Origin of the sequence: Streptomyces sp. NPDC048270, from assembly GCF_040652335.1 — a bacterium.
GTDB lineage: Bacteria > Actinomycetota > Actinomycetes > Streptomycetales > Streptomycetaceae > Streptomyces.
On record NZ_JBEZLV010000018.1, the window covers coordinates 1 to 13,767 of the forward strand.

Consider the following 13,767-nt stretch of genomic DNA (forward strand, 5'->3'; position numbering starts at 1 on the left):
GGCCGGGGGGGGGGGCGGGGGGCGGGCCGGGCCCCCCCCGTGGGGGAGGGGCCGGGCCGCTACCCGGTCAGAGGGCGGCCGGGAACCGGTCCCAGGCCCGGTGCTCGCCCAGCGCCGCCGCGACCGCGTCCACGACGGCGGCGCCGCTGTCGGCGACCGCGATGCCCGGTTCGGACGTCGTGATGCCGGCGCTCTCCAGGAGCCGCTCCGCGCCGTTCCAGCCGCCGATGGCCTTGCCGTGCCGGTAGGCCTCGGTGACGAGCAGCAGTACGCGCGGGTCGGCTGCCTTCGGGGGCCGGGCGGTCCCGGCCTTGGCGTCGCGGGCTCCGTACGCGTCCGCGCCGGCCCCGGGCACTCCGGCCAGTACGAGTGCGTCGAATTCGACGGACCGGGCGGTGGCGAAGGTCCGCTGGATGCCGATCGGTTCGCCGTCGGCGTCGAGGGTGCCGCCGGTCGGGGCGATGACGAGGGGCACCATGCCGGCGTCCAGGACGGCCTGCCGTGCCGTCCGTACGCCGGCCAGGTCGGCCGCGGCGTCGGCGACGATGCCGATCACCCGGCCGTCGACCGGCCAGGTCCCGCCCATCTGGGAGAGGGCGGGGCTGGGGTCGGCCGCGACGAGCGGCACGGTGGCTTCGGGCGCCGGCAGTCCCAGACCCGCGGCGACCTGCTCGCACAGCTGCGGATCGATGTTCGCCAGGACCTTCAGGGTGCGTTCCTTGACGGCCTGCTCGTAGCACTTGTTCAGTTCGAAGGTGTAGGCGGCGATGATGTGCTCGCGCTCGGGCGGGGTCATGCTGAGCCAGAACAGGCGCGGCTGGGTGAAGTGGTCCGAGAACGAGGCGGGCGCCTCGCGGACCTTGCTCGCCGCCGGCACCTGCACGGGCGTCTCGGTGAACGCGGCCGTGCCGGCTCCGGCGACGAAGGGGCAGCCGCCGTCGAGGCTGTTGGGCCGGTAGGGGGCGACGCCCGTGTGGACGGCGCTCTGGTGCATGCCGTCGCGGAGCATGTCGTTGACGGGGGCGTGCGGCCGGTTGATGGGGATCTGCGCGAAGTTGGGGCCGCCGAGCCGGCTGATCTGCGTGTCGAGGTAGGAGAAGAGCCGGCCCGCGAGCAGTGGGTCGTCGGTGACGTCGATGCCCGGGACCAGGTGGCCGGGGTGGAAGGCGACCTGCTCCGTCTCGGCGAAGTAGTTCTTGGTGTTGGCGTTCAGGGTCATCAGGCCGATGGGCTGAACGGGCGAGAGCTCCTCGGGCACGATCTTGGTGGGGTCGAGGAGGTCGATGCCCTCGAAGGTCTGCTCCGGGGTGTCGGGGAAGACCTGGATGCCCAGCTCCCACTGCGGGAAGGCGCCGGACTCGATGGCGTCGAAGAGGTCCCGGCGGTGGAAGTCGGGGTCCATTCCGTTGATCATCTGCGCTTCCTCCCAGACCAGGGAGTGCACGCCCAGCTTCGGCTTCCAGTGGAACTTCACCAGCACGCTCTCGTCCGAGGCGTTGACGAGCCGGAAGGTGTGGACCCCGAAGCCCTCCATCGTCCTGAACGACCGCGGGATCGCGCGATCCGACATGTTCCAGAGGGTGTGATGCGTGGCTTCGGTGTGCAGGGACACGAAGTCCCAGAACGTGTCGTGCGCGCTCTGCGCCTGCGGGATCTCGCGGTCCGGGTGCGGTTTGCCGGCGTGGATGATGTCGGGGAACTTGATCGCGTCCTGGATGAAGAACACCGGGATGTTGTTGCCCACCAGGTCGAAGGTGCCCTCGTCGGTGTAGAACTTCGTCGCGAAGCCGCGCGTGTCGCGCACGGTGTCGGCCGAGCCGCGCGAGCCGAGGACCGTGGAGAACCGTACGAACACGGGCGTCTCCACGTCCTTGGCGAGGAACGCGGCCTTGGACACCTCACCGGCCGTGCCGTAGCCCTGGAAGACGCCGTGCGCGGCGGCGCCGCGCGCGTGGACGACCCGCTCCGGGATCCGCTCGTGGTCGAAGTGGGTGATCTTCTCGCGGAGATGGTGGTCCTGGAGCAGCACCGGGCCGCGCGCTCCGGCCTTCAGGGAGTGGTCCGTGTCGGGCAGCCGCGTCCCCTGGGCCGTCGTCAGGTAGGCGCCGCTCTGCGCCACGCGCGCCTGGTCCGCCCCCGTCGGCTGCCCGGTCGGGCTGACCGTGGCGGGGCCGTCCTGGTCGGGCTTGGGGGGAAGGGGCTCCGTGGGCTCCGTCGGCTCGGCCAGCTGCGGTGACTGCGGGCCGGGCTTGCCCGGGAGTGCGTTCTCGGCGGCCTCGTTCGATGACTTCTTCTTCGGCATGATCGTTCTCCTTGGGACCGCCGGAACGGCGGGGGCTGGGCGAAAAGACGCGGGGGCGGAAGGCGCTCGCCGCGGGTCAGGGCAAGGGTTTGCCGCCGGTGGCGTTGACGATCTCGCCGGTGATGTAGCCGGCCTGGGGCGAGGCCAGGAACACGTAGGCGGGCGCCATCTCCGCGGGCTGGGCCGGCCGGCCCAGGGGCGACTGCTCGCCGAACTGCGTCGCGTCGGGCATCGTCGCGGGGATCAGCGGCGTCCACACGGGGCCGGGTGCGACGGCGTTGACGCGGATGCCGCGCTCGGCGACCATCTGCGCCAGCCCGTGGGTGAAGGAGATGATCGCCGACTTCGTCATCGCGTAGTCGAGGAGGTGGGGGCTGGGCTGGTAGCCCTGCACGGAGGTGGTGTTGATGACCGACCCGCCGCGCGGCATGTGGGCGAGGGCCGCGCGGGTCAGCCAGAACATCCCGTACAGGTTGGTCTTCATCACCCGGTCGAACTGCTCCGTGGTGATCGCCTCGATCCCGTCGGGCTGGGACATCTGGTAGGCGGCGTTGTTGACGAGGATGTCGACGCGCTCCAGCTCGCTCACCGCCCGGTCGATGAGAGCGACGCACTGGGCCTCGTCGCGGATGTCGCAGGGGACAGTTACGGCCTTGCGCCCCGCCTCGCGGACCAGGCGCGCGGTCTCTTCGGCCTCGTCCGCCTCCTCGGGCAGATGCGTGAAGACGACGTCCGCGCCCTCCCGGGCGAACGCCAGGCACACGGCCCTGCCGATCCCCGAATCCCCGCCCGTGACCACGGCCGCCCGGTCGAGGAGCACGTCGTGGCCCCGGTAGGAGTCCTCACCGTGGTCCGGCCGCGGCTCCATCTCCTCGGTCGAGCCGGGGTGCTCCTGCTGTTGGTCGGGAAACGGGGGGCGCGGGTAGCGGGTGACGGGGTCGGGATCGCGGGATGCTTCCTCGGGTGACATGTAATCCTCCGGTCCGGGATGCGCTGTGCAGAGGGGCGAAGCCGCGGGTCAGCTCGCCGGGAAGGGCGCGGCCTTGAGGCGGCGGGCGAGGTGGGCGGTGTTCGCGGCGAGCGTGGCCGTCGTGCCGGCCGTCTTCTCGGGGGTCTTGTCGAGGTCCTGGTAGTCGGTGCCCTGCATGGCCTCGCCGACCCAGTAGGTGACGGCGTTCGGGGCGAGGGAGAATCCGACGTCGTTCAGGCCCTGGAACAGGTCGGCGCTGACCTTGTGCGCGCCGTCCTCGTTGCCCACGACACAGACCGCGGCGACCTTGCCGTAGGTGAGCATGCGGCCCTCGTCATCGGTCTCGGAGATGTCCGCGTTCAGACGCTCCATGACCCGCTGGGCGATGCTGGATGGGTGGCCGAGCCAGATCGGCGTGGACAGGACCAGGATGTCGCAGCCCAGGATCGTGTCCCGGATCTCCGGCCAGGCGTCTCCGTCACCCAGGTCGGTCTTCACACCGGTCTTCACGTCGTGGTCGGCGATCCGGATGGTCTTCCCGGTGACGCCGTGCTCGGCCAGGGCGGCCATGGTCTGCTCGGCCAGCAGCTGGGAGCTCGAAGGAGCGGGGGAGGGGGACAGGGTGCAGACGAGCGCGACAGCGCGGAGCGGGGTGTGGTTGTTGGGATCCATGGTGTCCGGCTACCCGCGCACCCCCGTTTGATATCGAAAGCGGCGCGATTCATCCCCTTTGGCGCAGTCCGCGAAGCCGCGGACACCTCCCCCCGCCCCCGCGGCCGCGCATGAAACCGCGGTTCCGAAGCATGCGCGGCCTATGGAATGCGTGGTGTACGAGGAACGGTCCGGCGGGTCGGAGACGGTCGAGTGCGGTCTGGACGACGAGGCGTGCCGGCTGGTGCTCAAGCGGTTGCGGGGGCTGGGCGACGGCGAATTCGGCTGGGTGCGCCTGGCCGACCCCGGCGAGGAGGAGCTCGTGCAGCTGGCCGCCGAGCTGGGCCTGCACCCGCTGGCCGTCGAGGACGCCGTGCAGGCGCGCCAGCGCCCGAAACGGGAGCGCTTCGGCGACGTGCTGGCGGTCGCACTGAAGACCCTCTGGTACGTCGAGGAGGAAGCGGCGGTGGAGACGGGTGAGCTGATGCTCTTCGTCGGCCCCCGCTACGTGCTCACCGTCCGCCATGGCAAGGCCGACCCGGCAGCCGAGGCGGCCCGCCGTCTGGAAGCCGACCCGGCGATGCTGCGCTTCGGCCCGCTGTCGGTGCTCCACGCCGTCCTCGACGTCGTCGTCGACGCCTACGGCGAGGCCGCCGAGACGGTGCGCGCCGCGCTGGACCGGCTGGAGGACCGCGTCTTCTCGTCCTCGCGCGTCGACCACACCGAGGACATCTACTCGCTGAAACGCGAGGTCCGCGAGTTCCGGGACGCCGTACAACCGCTCGTCCCGGTCCTGCCCGGCCTGCTGGGCGGACTGGGCGAGGAGGACCGCCCCGCGAAGGTCCTGCCCTACTTCCGCGACGTGGCCGACCACCTGCACCGCACCGACACCGAGGTGCGCACCCTCGACGAGCTGCTCAACTCGGTCCTCGACGCCCAGCAGGCCCGGGTGGGCACCTGGCAGAACGACGACATGCGGCGCATCTCCGCCTGGGCCGCGATCTTCGCGGTCCCCACCATGGTCGCCGGCGTCTACGGAATGAACTTCGAGCACATGCCGGAACTCGGCTGGAGCTACGGCTACCCCCTCGCCGTCGGCCTCATGGCAGCGGCATCGGGCTTCCTCTACCGCGCCTTCCGCCGCAACGGCTGGCTCTAGTGCTGTGACCGGAAAGGTTCACCGGGTCGCGACGCCCGGCACGGCACCTCGCTGCGTTGTCGGACCGCGCACGTACGTCCAGTACGAGCCGTGGCCCTCCGCCTTGCGATGCACCCCACCGGACGCCGCGCCCCGGCAAACCTTTCCGGCCACAGCACTAGGAAGGTTTTCCGGCTCCCTACGGGCATGAGTGGCGCCCGGCTGGAAAGCCGCCCGGTATGACGCCCCCAGCGAACCAAGACCAAGACCGCGGCCGCGAGCACGACCGGACGGAGCGGAACGCCGGCGCGGGTCCGAGCGAGCAGGTCCAGGAGCGGGCTCCCGACCAGCCCACGGACCTGCCGGCCCGCTCCTGGAAGGCGGTCCTGCGCGGCACGGTCAAGGAGTTCCAGAACGACGAGCTCGGCGACCGCGCGGCGGCCCTGACCTACTACGGGGTGCTCGCGCTGTTCCCCGCCCTGCTGGTCCTCGTCTCCCTGCTGGGACTGGCCGGACCGTCGACGATCGACCGGCTGCTGGACAACGTGCAGCAGCTGACGCCCGGCTCCGCCCGGGACGTGATCACGAACGCGGTCGAGCAGCTGAAGGGGCAGAGCGGCATCGGCTCCCTGATGGCTGTCGTCGGCCTCCTGGTGGCGCTGTGGTCCGCATCCGGCTACGTGGCAGCGTTCATCCGCTCCGCGAACGCCGTCTACGACGTACCCGAGGGCCGCCCGGTGTGGAAAGTGCTGCCGCTGCGCCTGGCACTCACCGTGACGCTGATGGTCCTCGCCTGCGTCGGCGGGCTGATCGTCGTCTTCTCCGGCGGGCTCGCGCGCCGGGCGGGCAGCGCCCTGGGGCTCGGCGACACGGCGCTGACGGTGTGGTCGATCGCGAAATGGCCGGTGCTGGTGCTCCTGGTCACGATGATGATCGCGCTCCTGTACTGGGCGGCGCCCAACGCCAAGGGCCGCGGGTTCAAGTGGGTCACACCGGGCAGCCTGCTGGCCCTGCTGATCTGGATGCTCGCCTCGGCCGGTTTCGCCTTCTACGTCGCGAACTTCGCCTCGTACAACAAGACGTACGGCACGGTCGCCGGTGTGATCGTCTTCCTGGTCTGGCTGTGGATCACCAACCTCGCGATCCTCCTCGGGCTGGAGTTCGACGCCGAGCTGGCCCGCCAGCGGGCGATCGCCGGCGGCCTCCCCGAGGACCAGGAGCCCTACGTCGAGCCCCGCGAAACCCGGGCCTGGAGCGACGAGGACCGCCGCCGGATGGAGCAGTGATCCCGGTGGACACCCGTAAGCCCGCCGAATGCGGGTAGGCGCCAGCCATGATTCCTACCGAACTTCTCGCGGCCGAAGGCCAAGGATCGCTCTTCCTCATCTTCGCCGGTGTGGTGGTGGTCGTCGTTCTGATCGGCGCGTTCTGGTACGGCAGCCGACGCAGCGCACGCCGCCGGGCCCCTGCCCAGCCCGCCGACCAGAATCCCGTGGCGCGCGGGCGGGAGGATTCCTGGCAGACGCCGGACGACAGCACCAGTGACCAGGGGCCCCGCGCCTGAGCCCGGGACCGGGCATGCGGCCGCCCCTGGCATCCGGCCGACCCCCTGAACACCGACCGCGAAGATCGATGGGAAATGCGGATGGGACGCTTCTGCGGGGGCAGTCGCACGATGTCGATCACAATCCCGAGGTCCGCTCCGCGGGCCGCATGCGAACCCGGAGGTGTGCGGTGCCCAGTACGGCCCTGTCCCTGCCCCCGCTGACCGTCGGCCTGATGGCCCTGCCGGGTGTCTACCAGCCCCAGTCGGACACCCTGCTCCTCGCCGAAGCACTCGCCCAGGAGGAGCTCGGACCGCGGACCGACGCCCTCGAGATCGGAACGGGCACCGGCGCACTGGCCCTGCACGCCGCGGGCAGGGGGGCCCGCGTCACGGCCGTCGACGTCGCGTGGCCCGCCGTGGTCACGGCGCGGCTGAACGCCCTGCGCCGCCGGCTGCCCCTGCGCGTCCTGCACGGCGACTTCGAGGCACGCACCGCCGGACGGCGCTTCGACCTCGTCGTCACCAACCCGCCGTACGTCCCCGCCCCGGGGACCCGGCTCCCGTCCCACGGCCCGGAGCGGGCCTGGGACGCCGGTCCCGACGGGCGCGGGGTCATCGACCGGATCTGCGCGAGCGCACCCGCCCTGCTGCGACCCGGGGGCGTCCTGCTCATGGTGCACTCGGGCATGTGCGGGGCCGAGGAGACGCTCGCGCGCCTGAGCGGGGCGGGACTGGCCGCCGAGGTCACGGCGCGGGCCTCCGTGCCGTGGGGACCCGTCCTGCGCTCGCGGCGGGAGTGGCTGGAGCAGCGGGGCCTGGCGGCGGAAGCCGAGGAATGGGAAGAACTGGTGATCATCCGTGCCGAATCCGACTGACCGCCGACCGCGCCCGGTCTCCGTGAAGGCGGCGCACACCCGCGGGGCCGAACCCGCGCGGGGCCCGGTCCTGGCCGAAGGCCGGGGCGAGCTGTCCGGGGTGGTGACGCAGGCCCTGCGGTCCGGCGGCCCGCCGGTGTACGCCACGGCCGCCGTGCTGAAGGCGGACCCGTGGGGCGAGGACCTCCAGCTCGCGCTGTACCTGCTGTACGAGCTGCACTACCGGGGCTTCGACGGCGTGGACGAATTGCGGGAATGGGACCCGGACCTGCTGCGGCTCCGGCAAGCCCTGGAGACCCGCTTCCTGCACGCCCTGCGCACCGAGCTCGCCGACGCCCCCGGATCGGTCGCGGAGGCCTTCGCGCCGCTCCTCGTCGAACCGGTGGACCTCTCCGGCAGCCTCAGCCACCGCCTCGAGACCGAGGGCGAGCTCTGGCAGCTGCGCGAGTACGCGGCCCTGCGCTCCCTCTACCACCTCAAGGAGGCGGACCCGCACGCCTGGGTCATCCCCCGGCTCACCGGGCGGGCCAAGGCCGCCATGGTCGCCATCGAGTACGACGAGTTCGGCGCCGGCCGCGCCGAGCGCATCCACGCCCGGCTCTTCGCCGACCTCATGGCCGACCTGGAGCTCGACACCGCGTACGGCCGCTACCTGGACCACGCGCCGGCCCCGCTGCTCGCCACCGTGAACCTGATGTCCCTGTTCGGGCTCCACCGGGCCCTGCGCGGCGCCCTCGTCGGCCATTTCGCGTGCGTCGAGGTCACCTCGTCGCCCGGCTCCCGCCGCCTGGCGAAGGCCATGCGGCGCTGTGGAGCGGGACAGGCCGCCGAGCACTTCTACGCCGAGCACGTCGAAGCCGATGCCGTCCACGAGCAACTCGTCCGGCACGAGGTGATCGGAGGGCTGCTTGCCGACGAGCCGGACCTGGAGGCGGACATCGCCTTCGGGTGCGCGGCGACCGTCCTGCTGGAGGACCGCCTCGCGGCCCACATCCGCACGGCATGGGAGCAGGGGCGCAGCGCGTTGCGCGCGCCCCTGCCGGGGGAGTGAGCGGGACCGGTTCCGTCAGCGGGGCGCGGCCCGGTGGCCGAACCAATGGCCTCGGCGGCGGGGAGCGTCGGCTGCCGGATCACGGGTTTCGACCGCGGTACGGGGGTCGACCGGGGCCCGGGTGTCGACCGGAGCACGGGTTTCGGCGGGGATGTCGTCGCGCTGCTTGACCAGATCGTCGCGCTGCTCGCGGTCCCGGTCCATGGCGGCCGCGGCCGCCGCCTCACGGCGCGAGGTCTCGAGTTCCCGTCGGGCCCGCGCCGAGCGGACGGCCGAACGGCGGGCGCCGACCATGACCAGCGTCAGGCCCAGGAGGGCCACCGCGCCGACGATCATTCCGCTCAGGAAGAGCGAGCCGGTCGAACCCGTCGCGTGGTAGCCGAAGACCGAGAAATCACCGCCGACGCCGAGATCGTGCCCCGCACCGGTATTGCCGAAAATGCCGGCCAGACCGACGACTATGGCGGCGATCAGAATGATGAGTCCGAGGATGAGGATCATGAAATGTCTCCTAGGATCCGCGCCCGGACAGGCCGCCGGACACGGCTGGCGCCTACCCTGGTTGTGAACCGTCAAGCGAATACGGAGGACCTCACATGCTCGTCCTCGGCGTCATTCTTCTCATCATCGGCTTCGTGACGGGAATCTCGATCCTGTGGACCATCGGGATCGTCCTGCTCGTCATCGGCGCCATTCTCTGGATCCTGGGAGCGGCCGGTCACGCCGTCGGCGGTCGCCGCCATTACTGGTAGCGCCGTTCAGGGAACCCGCAAGGCCAGTACGACGACGTCATCTCCGGGACCGGGGGCCGCCGGCCTGCTGCTGATCCGGTGGAGCAGGTCGGCCATCGGACGGTCGCCGTGGCGGGCGAACAGGGCCACGAGCTGTGCGATGGAGGCATCGATGTCGTGGCCGCGCCGCTCGATGAGCCCGTCGGTGTAGAGCAGCAGCGTGGAGCCCGCCGGAAGGTCGCGCCGGTGCTCGGTGCGCCGGAACGGCCCGAGGCCCCGGTGCAGGAGGATGTCGTGCTCCACCAGGCTGGTCACCCGGCCGTCGGGCGTACGCAGCAGCGGCGGCGGGTGACCGGCGTTGGACCAGGTCAGCCTCCAGTCGGGACCGCCGTCGGCCAGGTCGAGGCGGGCGTGGACGAGCGTGCCGCCGGCCTCGATGGGCAGCGCCGAGCACGCCGCTTCGAGGGCGCTCAGGGCCGCGGCGGGGCTGTACGGGGGGTGGTCGAGGGTGGCCTGCCGCAGCATGCTGCGGACCTGGCCCATCACGGTGGCGGCGTGCATGTCGTGGCCGGTGATGTCACCCACCGTGATCATGAGGGCCGGTGGCTCGCCGGACGAGGCGGGTGGCAGGTGGTAGGCGTCGTACCAGTCGCCGCCGATCATCTCGCCGTCCGCCGCCGGCTGGTACACGGCGCTCAGTTCGAGGTGCTCGGTGGGGGGCAGATCGGTGAGCATGGCCTCCTGAAGCTGCCGGGCTACGGAGATCCGCTCGTCCAGGTACCGGGCGCGCTCCACCGCCTGCGCGACGTAGCCGGCCGCCGCGGTGAGCGTAGCCCGTTCGGTGACGCCCACTTCGTGGCGCTTGGCCCAGCAGATCGCGAGGACGCCCAGCAGGGAGCGGCTGCCCCACAGCGGCAGGCAGAACACCGTGGTGAGGCCCATGCGGTCGAAGAAGCCGACCGCCTCGGGGCCGTAGTCGGCGACGAGCGCCTCCCGGTCGGGCACGAAGACGGCCCGCCGCTCCCGCATGGCCCGGGTGCTGGGGAACGCCGCGGTCACCGGCAGGATGAGGAACTCCCGCTCCACCGAATGTGCGAAGTCCGGGTCGGGCACCCGGTGCAGTTCGTCCTTGTCGGCGACCAGCAGGCCGGCGTACGAGGGCTTCCCGACGCCGACGAAGAGGTCCCGCAGCCGCCGTCGGACGTCGTCGAGCCCGGAGGTCTGGGCCAGCTCCTCCGAGGCCCTCAGCAGCAGTTCGGCATGGTCCAGCCCCGCCTGGGCCTCCTGCTCCAGGCGCTCCGCGTCGCTCCGGGCCCGCTCGGCGGCGGCCCGCGCGGTCCGCAGGACGCTCTGCGCGGACCGGCTGTGCGCCGACAGGGTGCGCAGGCGCAGCTCGGCCGAGCAGGCGGCGGCCAGATCCTCCAGGTCGGAGAGCTCGCCGTCGTTCCAGGCCCGCGGCCGGTGGTCGACGGCGCACAGGGACCCGAGGACGAGCCCGGCGCCGTCGGTCAGCGGCATTCCGGCGTACGCGACCACCCCGAGGTCCGAGAGGGCGGGGTGGTCGTGCAGCCGCTCGTCGGCGCGGGCGTCGGGCAGGACCAAGGGCTGCCCGGAGGTCGCCACACTCCGGCACAGCGCGTGCGACAGCGGCAGCTCCCGGGTCCCCGACCAGGGCTCGGGCAGCCCGATCAGGCCGGGCAGGATCTGCCGGTCGTCCTCGTCGAGCGAGACGAAGGCCACCGGCACGCGCAGCAGTCGTGAGACGAGCCGGGCGAACCGGTCCATCCCGGGATCGGAGGCCGCCGAAAGACCCGCCAGTCTCAAAGCCCGCTGTGGTGCGCTTCCCGGGTCCGCTCCGGTTTCCCGGCTCTGTTCCGGCATCTGCCCTCCGGTCCGATGTCCCGAGGCCCTCAGCGGCATCTTAGGGCAGCGCGGAGCCGCTCGGCCGGGGCTGCCGGCGCCCGTGGTCCGTCGGCGTGGATCATCCGCGGGTGCGGTTCACATGGGGTCCATGGTTCCGCTGCCCCTGCCGTTCTCGCGCTCGCTCTGCTCCCGGATGCGCAGGGCCTTGTCCGTCAGCCGCTGCCGCTCCGCCGGATCGGTGGCGTGCTGCGCCGCCTGCTCCAGCTCCTGGGCCTTGTCGCGCATCTGCTGGACTCGTTCGCTCGGTTGGCTGTCGCCGCTCATGATCACTCCTCGGGTCAGGGGTTCGGGTCCTCCCCGGCGCGCCGCGGGAGGCGGGGACCGCCACCGCGGCCTTCGCGTCCGGCACGTACCCGGCTCCGGCGACGAGAAACGTACAGGGCCGGGGCGGGGGTCCCGTGCTCGAACGGCCGGAGCCGGCGCGACCACTTGTGCGAACGGTGGGACGATGGCATGAGCAGCGGTGAGAGGCGCCCGTCCCCCGTGCGCCCATCGCGAGACAGACAGCAGGCGAGGCCATGACGAAGCAGCCGAAGCCGTCCCAGCCCACCCACGGCAAGGGTCCGAGCCGCTACGAGGGCACCGGGCAGCACGGGTGGTCGCCGGACGTGGACGAGACCCGTCAGCAGGACAACCCGAGTGCCCACCGCTCCTTCCATCCGGACGAGTACGCCCCGGACAAGGGGCCCGGCCGGACGGTTTCCAAGGAAGAGGCCGGCAACCCGCACGGCAAGCCGGTCAAGAGCAGGAGCGCGCGCGGGGAGGACCAGAGCACGGGTGCCGGAGAGAAGGGCATGCACGACACGGGCCGCCGGGGCCGGTCGCAGCGCCCCAGCGGTACGAAGGACGCCTCCGCCACGACGGGAGTGGACCCGCAGGACCCGCCGGGCAGGCGCAGCGGCGGATAGCCCACTGCCGGCGCGTGCCCGACCCGGGCGCGCGCCGCGGCAGGCGGCCCCGTGGCCCGGTCAGGTGGCCCGTGGCTCCTCGGCGGCGGGATCGGGGTGGGGCAGGGCTGCGCCGGCGTCCAGGGGGAGGGCGGCGCCGGTGCGTATGGAGTGGATGACCGCGTCGTGCAGGGTGCGGCTCGCGGTTTCGCTGGGGCACGGGACGGGACTTCCCGCGAGGGGGAGCCAGTCGGACGCCCCGCTGTACTGGACCGTGACGTGAGCCAGTCCGTCGGCCTCGATCCAGGTGGTGTGAACGTCGAGTTCACCGGTGAGGACGGGGCCCGCCTCGCCGGTCCGTACCCCGTCGCGCCCGGCGAAGACCCCGGGGGTGGTCCATGATGCCCAGCTCATCCGGCCTCCTGCTGCACTCGTCGTCCTGCCAGTGTGACCGCGTCGGCCTCCGCGCGCCCCCGCAGGCCGTGAACGCCCCGTCTGCCGGTCCCCGAGGGGGTATTCGTGAAGGTATTCCCGGGTGCATACTCGTGCCATGGCAGATACCACCGTAAAGATCGACTCGGAGACCCGCGACCGCTTCGCCACCCTCGCCGCCGCTCGCGGCAAGAGCGTGCGGGCCTATCTCGCGGAGCTGGCCATCGAGGAAGAGAACCAGCTCGCCCTCGGCAGGGCCACCGCCGCGTTCCGTGAAGCCGTCAGCCGGCCGGGCCTCGCCGAGGCCTTCGACGCCGAGTTCGGCGGGCTGCCGCCGTCCGCGAAGTCGCACCCGGCGGCCTGATCTTGGACCTGCACATCGACCTCCGGTGGCTACTCGACCGCCAGGAGGACCTCCTGGGCCGGGAGCTGGGGGTCCGGGACTACTCGGGCCTGGTCGCCGCGGTCGCACGGCATCGCGTGAACACCCCGGCGCTGGAGACGGGCAAACCCGACGCGTACTGGCGGGCGGCCGCGCTGCTGGAGCAGATCGTGCTCCTGCGACCGCTGCCGGCCAGGAACGAGTACTTCGCCTTCGGCATCGCCTACGCCTATCTCAGGGCCTCCGGCGAGGACGTCGACACCGCCTTCGAACCGTGGCGCGCCCTCATCACGGACATCCGGTCGCTGCGCCTGAGCGTGTACGACGTGGCGGCCCGACTCCGCGCGCTGGAGCCCCGCACCTGACCAGGGCGCGTCCGCTCCGGTATCAGGAGGCGGGGTGGGGGGCTGGCGCGCACGGGGTGGGGCGCCAGCCCCCTGGCAGGGCCGCCGGTCCGGGGGCGTTTCGGCGGCCGTGGTGTGCTGGGCCCGCCGTACGGCTCGACAGCGGCGTACGGCGGGCAGTGGTTGAACTGTAAAGCACGCGTCGGGTGGCGCGCGCCGGGGGGTGCGTGGAAGCCGCGCGGCACCCCCCGGTCCGGCTGGGCGCGCCGGAGCCCGGCCGGCTGCCCGCGGGCCCGGCCGGGCTCCTGTGTACGGGGAGACCGCGCCGGGTCAGACCTCGTCGTCGCGCAGCTCGCGCCCGCCGCGCATCGGGTCTTCCTCGCCGCGCCGCTTGATCTCCTCGGGGCTCTTGCCGCTACGGGACGGGGTGCCGGGCTCGGGGTGTACCGGGTCCTGGCCGGGCCGCTGGGGGCGCTGCTGCTCCTCGCGGCCCTTGCCCGGCTCCTGGCGCTTGTCCTTCATACCGCCCATGACG

At 72.4% G+C, this 13,767-nt stretch carries 17 protein-coding genes; 9 read left to right on the top strand and 8 right to left on the bottom strand.

The window, feature by feature from the left end; translation table 11 throughout:
* Nucleotides 1-67: 67 nt before the first annotated feature.
* The 3 genes from AB0D66_RS17645 to AB0D66_RS17655 all read right to left on the bottom strand — a co-directional run bounded on the left by AB0D66_RS17645 (nucleotide 68) and on the right by AB0D66_RS17655 (nucleotide 3,944).
* Nucleotides 68-2,302, bottom strand: coding sequence for a catalase (locus AB0D66_RS17645; RefSeq protein WP_362303576.1), 2,235 nt, complete (start codon nucleotides 2,300-2,302; stop codon nucleotides 68-70).
* Nucleotides 2,303-2,378: 76 nt separating this feature from the next.
* Nucleotides 2,379-3,272 carry an SDR family oxidoreductase gene (locus AB0D66_RS17650; protein WP_362303579.1) on the bottom strand — a complete coding sequence of 298 codons (894 nt, stop codon included), beginning with the start codon at nucleotides 3,270-3,272 and terminating at the stop codon, nucleotides 2,379-2,381.
* A 48-nt stretch (nucleotides 3,273-3,320) separates the two neighbouring features.
* Entirely contained in the window at nucleotides 3,321-3,944 is a 624-nt protein-coding gene (locus tag AB0D66_RS17655) for an NAD(P)H-dependent oxidoreductase (RefSeq protein WP_362303582.1), read from the bottom strand.
* A 154-nt stretch (nucleotides 3,945-4,098) separates the two neighbouring features.
* Between AB0D66_RS17655 and AB0D66_RS17660 the strand changes: the two genes are divergently transcribed.
* The 5 genes from AB0D66_RS17660 (at nucleotide 4,099) to AB0D66_RS17680 (ending at nucleotide 8,533) form a co-directional block, all read left to right on the top strand.
* Entirely contained in the window at nucleotides 4,099-5,082 is a 984-nt protein-coding gene (locus AB0D66_RS17660) for a magnesium and cobalt transport protein CorA (protein ID WP_362303585.1), read from the top strand.
* A 218-nt stretch (nucleotides 5,083-5,300) separates the two neighbouring features.
* Nucleotides 5,301-6,347: a YihY/virulence factor BrkB family protein gene (locus tag AB0D66_RS17665; protein WP_362303588.1), complete on the top strand. Its 1,047-nt coding sequence runs from the start codon at nucleotides 5,301-5,303 to the stop codon at nucleotides 6,345-6,347.
* 47 nt (nucleotides 6,348-6,394) lie between these two features.
* Nucleotides 6,395-6,625, top strand: a complete 231-nt coding sequence (locus AB0D66_RS17670; RefSeq protein ID WP_362303591.1) for a DUF6479 family protein — start codon at nucleotides 6,395-6,397, stop codon at nucleotides 6,623-6,625.
* A gap of 215 nt (nucleotides 6,626-6,840) precedes the next feature.
* Nucleotides 6,841-7,482, top strand: coding sequence for a HemK2/MTQ2 family protein methyltransferase (locus AB0D66_RS17675; protein WP_362303992.1), 642 nt, complete (start codon nucleotides 6,841-6,843; stop codon nucleotides 7,480-7,482).
* Nucleotides 7,483-7,504: 22 nt separating this feature from the next.
* Nucleotides 7,505-8,533, top strand: coding sequence for an iron-containing redox enzyme family protein (locus tag AB0D66_RS17680; RefSeq protein ID WP_362303995.1), 1,029 nt, complete (start codon nucleotides 7,505-7,507; stop codon nucleotides 8,531-8,533).
* A 15-nt stretch (nucleotides 8,534-8,548) separates the two neighbouring features.
* Here AB0D66_RS17680 and AB0D66_RS17685 read toward each other — a convergent pair whose 3' ends face one another.
* Nucleotides 8,549-9,034, bottom strand: a complete 486-nt coding sequence (locus AB0D66_RS17685) for a hypothetical protein (RefSeq protein WP_362303594.1) — start codon at nucleotides 9,032-9,034, stop codon at nucleotides 8,549-8,551.
* A gap of 95 nt (nucleotides 9,035-9,129) precedes the next feature.
* Between AB0D66_RS17685 and AB0D66_RS17690 the strand changes: the two genes are divergently transcribed.
* The gene (locus tag AB0D66_RS17690) at nucleotides 9,130-9,285 is read left to right on the top strand and encodes a DUF6131 family protein (protein ID WP_362303597.1); all 156 of its coding nucleotides are present in this window, start codon (nucleotides 9,130-9,132) and stop codon (nucleotides 9,283-9,285) included.
* A gap of 6 nt (nucleotides 9,286-9,291) precedes the next feature.
* On the opposite strand, the gene AB0D66_RS17695 is transcribed toward AB0D66_RS17690, so the two are convergent.
* Nucleotides 9,292-11,049, bottom strand: a complete 1,758-nt coding sequence (locus tag AB0D66_RS17695; protein ID WP_362303600.1) for a SpoIIE family protein phosphatase — start codon at nucleotides 11,047-11,049, stop codon at nucleotides 9,292-9,294.
* 213 nt (nucleotides 11,050-11,262) lie between these two features.
* The gene (locus tag AB0D66_RS17700) at nucleotides 11,263-11,451 is read right to left on the bottom strand and encodes a DUF6381 family protein (protein WP_362303603.1); all 189 of its coding nucleotides are present in this window, start codon (nucleotides 11,449-11,451) and stop codon (nucleotides 11,263-11,265) included.
* Nucleotides 11,452-11,705: 254 nt separating this feature from the next.
* Here AB0D66_RS17700 and AB0D66_RS17705 point away from each other — a divergent pair, with 254 nt between their 5' ends.
* Entirely contained in the window at nucleotides 11,706-12,095 is a 390-nt protein-coding gene (locus AB0D66_RS17705; protein ID WP_362303606.1) for a hypothetical protein, read from the top strand.
* A gap of 60 nt (nucleotides 12,096-12,155) precedes the next feature.
* Here AB0D66_RS17705 and AB0D66_RS17710 read toward each other — a convergent pair whose 3' ends face one another.
* Entirely contained in the window at nucleotides 12,156-12,488 is a 333-nt protein-coding gene (locus AB0D66_RS17710) for a hypothetical protein (protein ID WP_362303609.1), read from the bottom strand.
* A 136-nt stretch (nucleotides 12,489-12,624) separates the two neighbouring features.
* On the opposite strand from AB0D66_RS17710, the gene AB0D66_RS17715 reads away from it, so the two are divergent.
* Together AB0D66_RS17715 and AB0D66_RS17720 are read left to right on the top strand one after the other, a co-directional pair.
* Entirely contained in the window at nucleotides 12,625-12,870 is a 246-nt protein-coding gene (locus AB0D66_RS17715; protein WP_362303612.1) for an antitoxin MazE7, read from the top strand.
* 2 nt (nucleotides 12,871-12,872) lie between these two features.
* Nucleotides 12,873-13,253, top strand: a complete 381-nt coding sequence (locus AB0D66_RS17720) for a toxin Doc (RefSeq protein WP_362303615.1) — start codon at nucleotides 12,873-12,875, stop codon at nucleotides 13,251-13,253.
* Nucleotides 13,254-13,562: 309 nt separating this feature from the next.
* Here the strand turns inward: AB0D66_RS17720 and AB0D66_RS17725 are convergent, their stop codons facing one another.
* Complete coding sequence (locus tag AB0D66_RS17725; protein ID WP_362303618.1) at nucleotides 13,563-13,763, bottom strand: hypothetical protein; 201 nt, start codon at nucleotides 13,761-13,763, stop codon at nucleotides 13,563-13,565.
* Between the last annotated feature and the right edge of the window lie 4 nt (nucleotides 13,764-13,767).

What these genes read in the sequence shown, in the direction of transcription:
- AB0D66_RS17645 (WP_362303576.1), bottom strand. Translation starts at nt 2,302, where the DNA reads ATGCCGAAGAAGAAGTCATCGAACGAGGCCGCCGAGAACGCACTCCCG.
- AB0D66_RS17650 (WP_362303579.1), bottom strand. Translation starts at nt 3,272, where the DNA reads ATGTCACCCGAGGAAGCATCCCGCGATCCCGACCCCGTCACCCGCTAC.
- AB0D66_RS17700 (WP_362303603.1), bottom strand. Translation starts at nt 11,451, where the DNA reads ATGAGCGGCGACAGCCAACCGAGCGAACGAGTCCAGCAGATGCGCGAC.
- AB0D66_RS17710 (WP_362303609.1), bottom strand. Translation starts at nt 12,488, where the DNA reads ATGAGCTGGGCATCATGGACCACCCCCGGGGTCTTCGCCGGGCGCGAC.
- AB0D66_RS17690 (WP_362303597.1), top strand. Translation starts at nt 9,130, where the DNA reads ATGCTCGTCCTCGGCGTCATTCTTCTCATCATCGGCTTCGTGACGGGA.
- AB0D66_RS17695 (WP_362303600.1), bottom strand. Translation starts at nt 11,049, where the DNA reads ATGGACCGGTTCGCCCGGCTCGTCTCACGACTGCTGCGCGTGCCGGTG.
- AB0D66_RS17685 (WP_362303594.1), bottom strand. Translation starts at nt 9,034, where the DNA reads ATGATCCTCATCCTCGGACTCATCATTCTGATCGCCGCCATAGTCGTC.
- AB0D66_RS17705 (WP_362303606.1), top strand. Translation starts at nt 11,706, where the DNA reads ATGACGAAGCAGCCGAAGCCGTCCCAGCCCACCCACGGCAAGGGTCCG.
- AB0D66_RS17670 (WP_362303591.1), top strand. Translation starts at nt 6,395, where the DNA reads ATGATTCCTACCGAACTTCTCGCGGCCGAAGGCCAAGGATCGCTCTTC.
- AB0D66_RS17715 (WP_362303612.1), top strand. Translation starts at nt 12,625, where the DNA reads ATGGCAGATACCACCGTAAAGATCGACTCGGAGACCCGCGACCGCTTC.
- AB0D66_RS17665 (WP_362303588.1), top strand. Translation starts at nt 5,301, where the DNA reads ATGACGCCCCCAGCGAACCAAGACCAAGACCGCGGCCGCGAGCACGAC.
- AB0D66_RS17675 (WP_362303992.1), top strand. Translation starts at nt 6,841, where the DNA reads ATGGCCCTGCCGGGTGTCTACCAGCCCCAGTCGGACACCCTGCTCCTC.
- AB0D66_RS17725 (WP_362303618.1), bottom strand. Translation starts at nt 13,763, where the DNA reads ATGGGCGGTATGAAGGACAAGCGCCAGGAGCCGGGCAAGGGCCGCGAG.
- AB0D66_RS17655 (WP_362303582.1), bottom strand. Translation starts at nt 3,944, where the DNA reads ATGGATCCCAACAACCACACCCCGCTCCGCGCTGTCGCGCTCGTCTGC.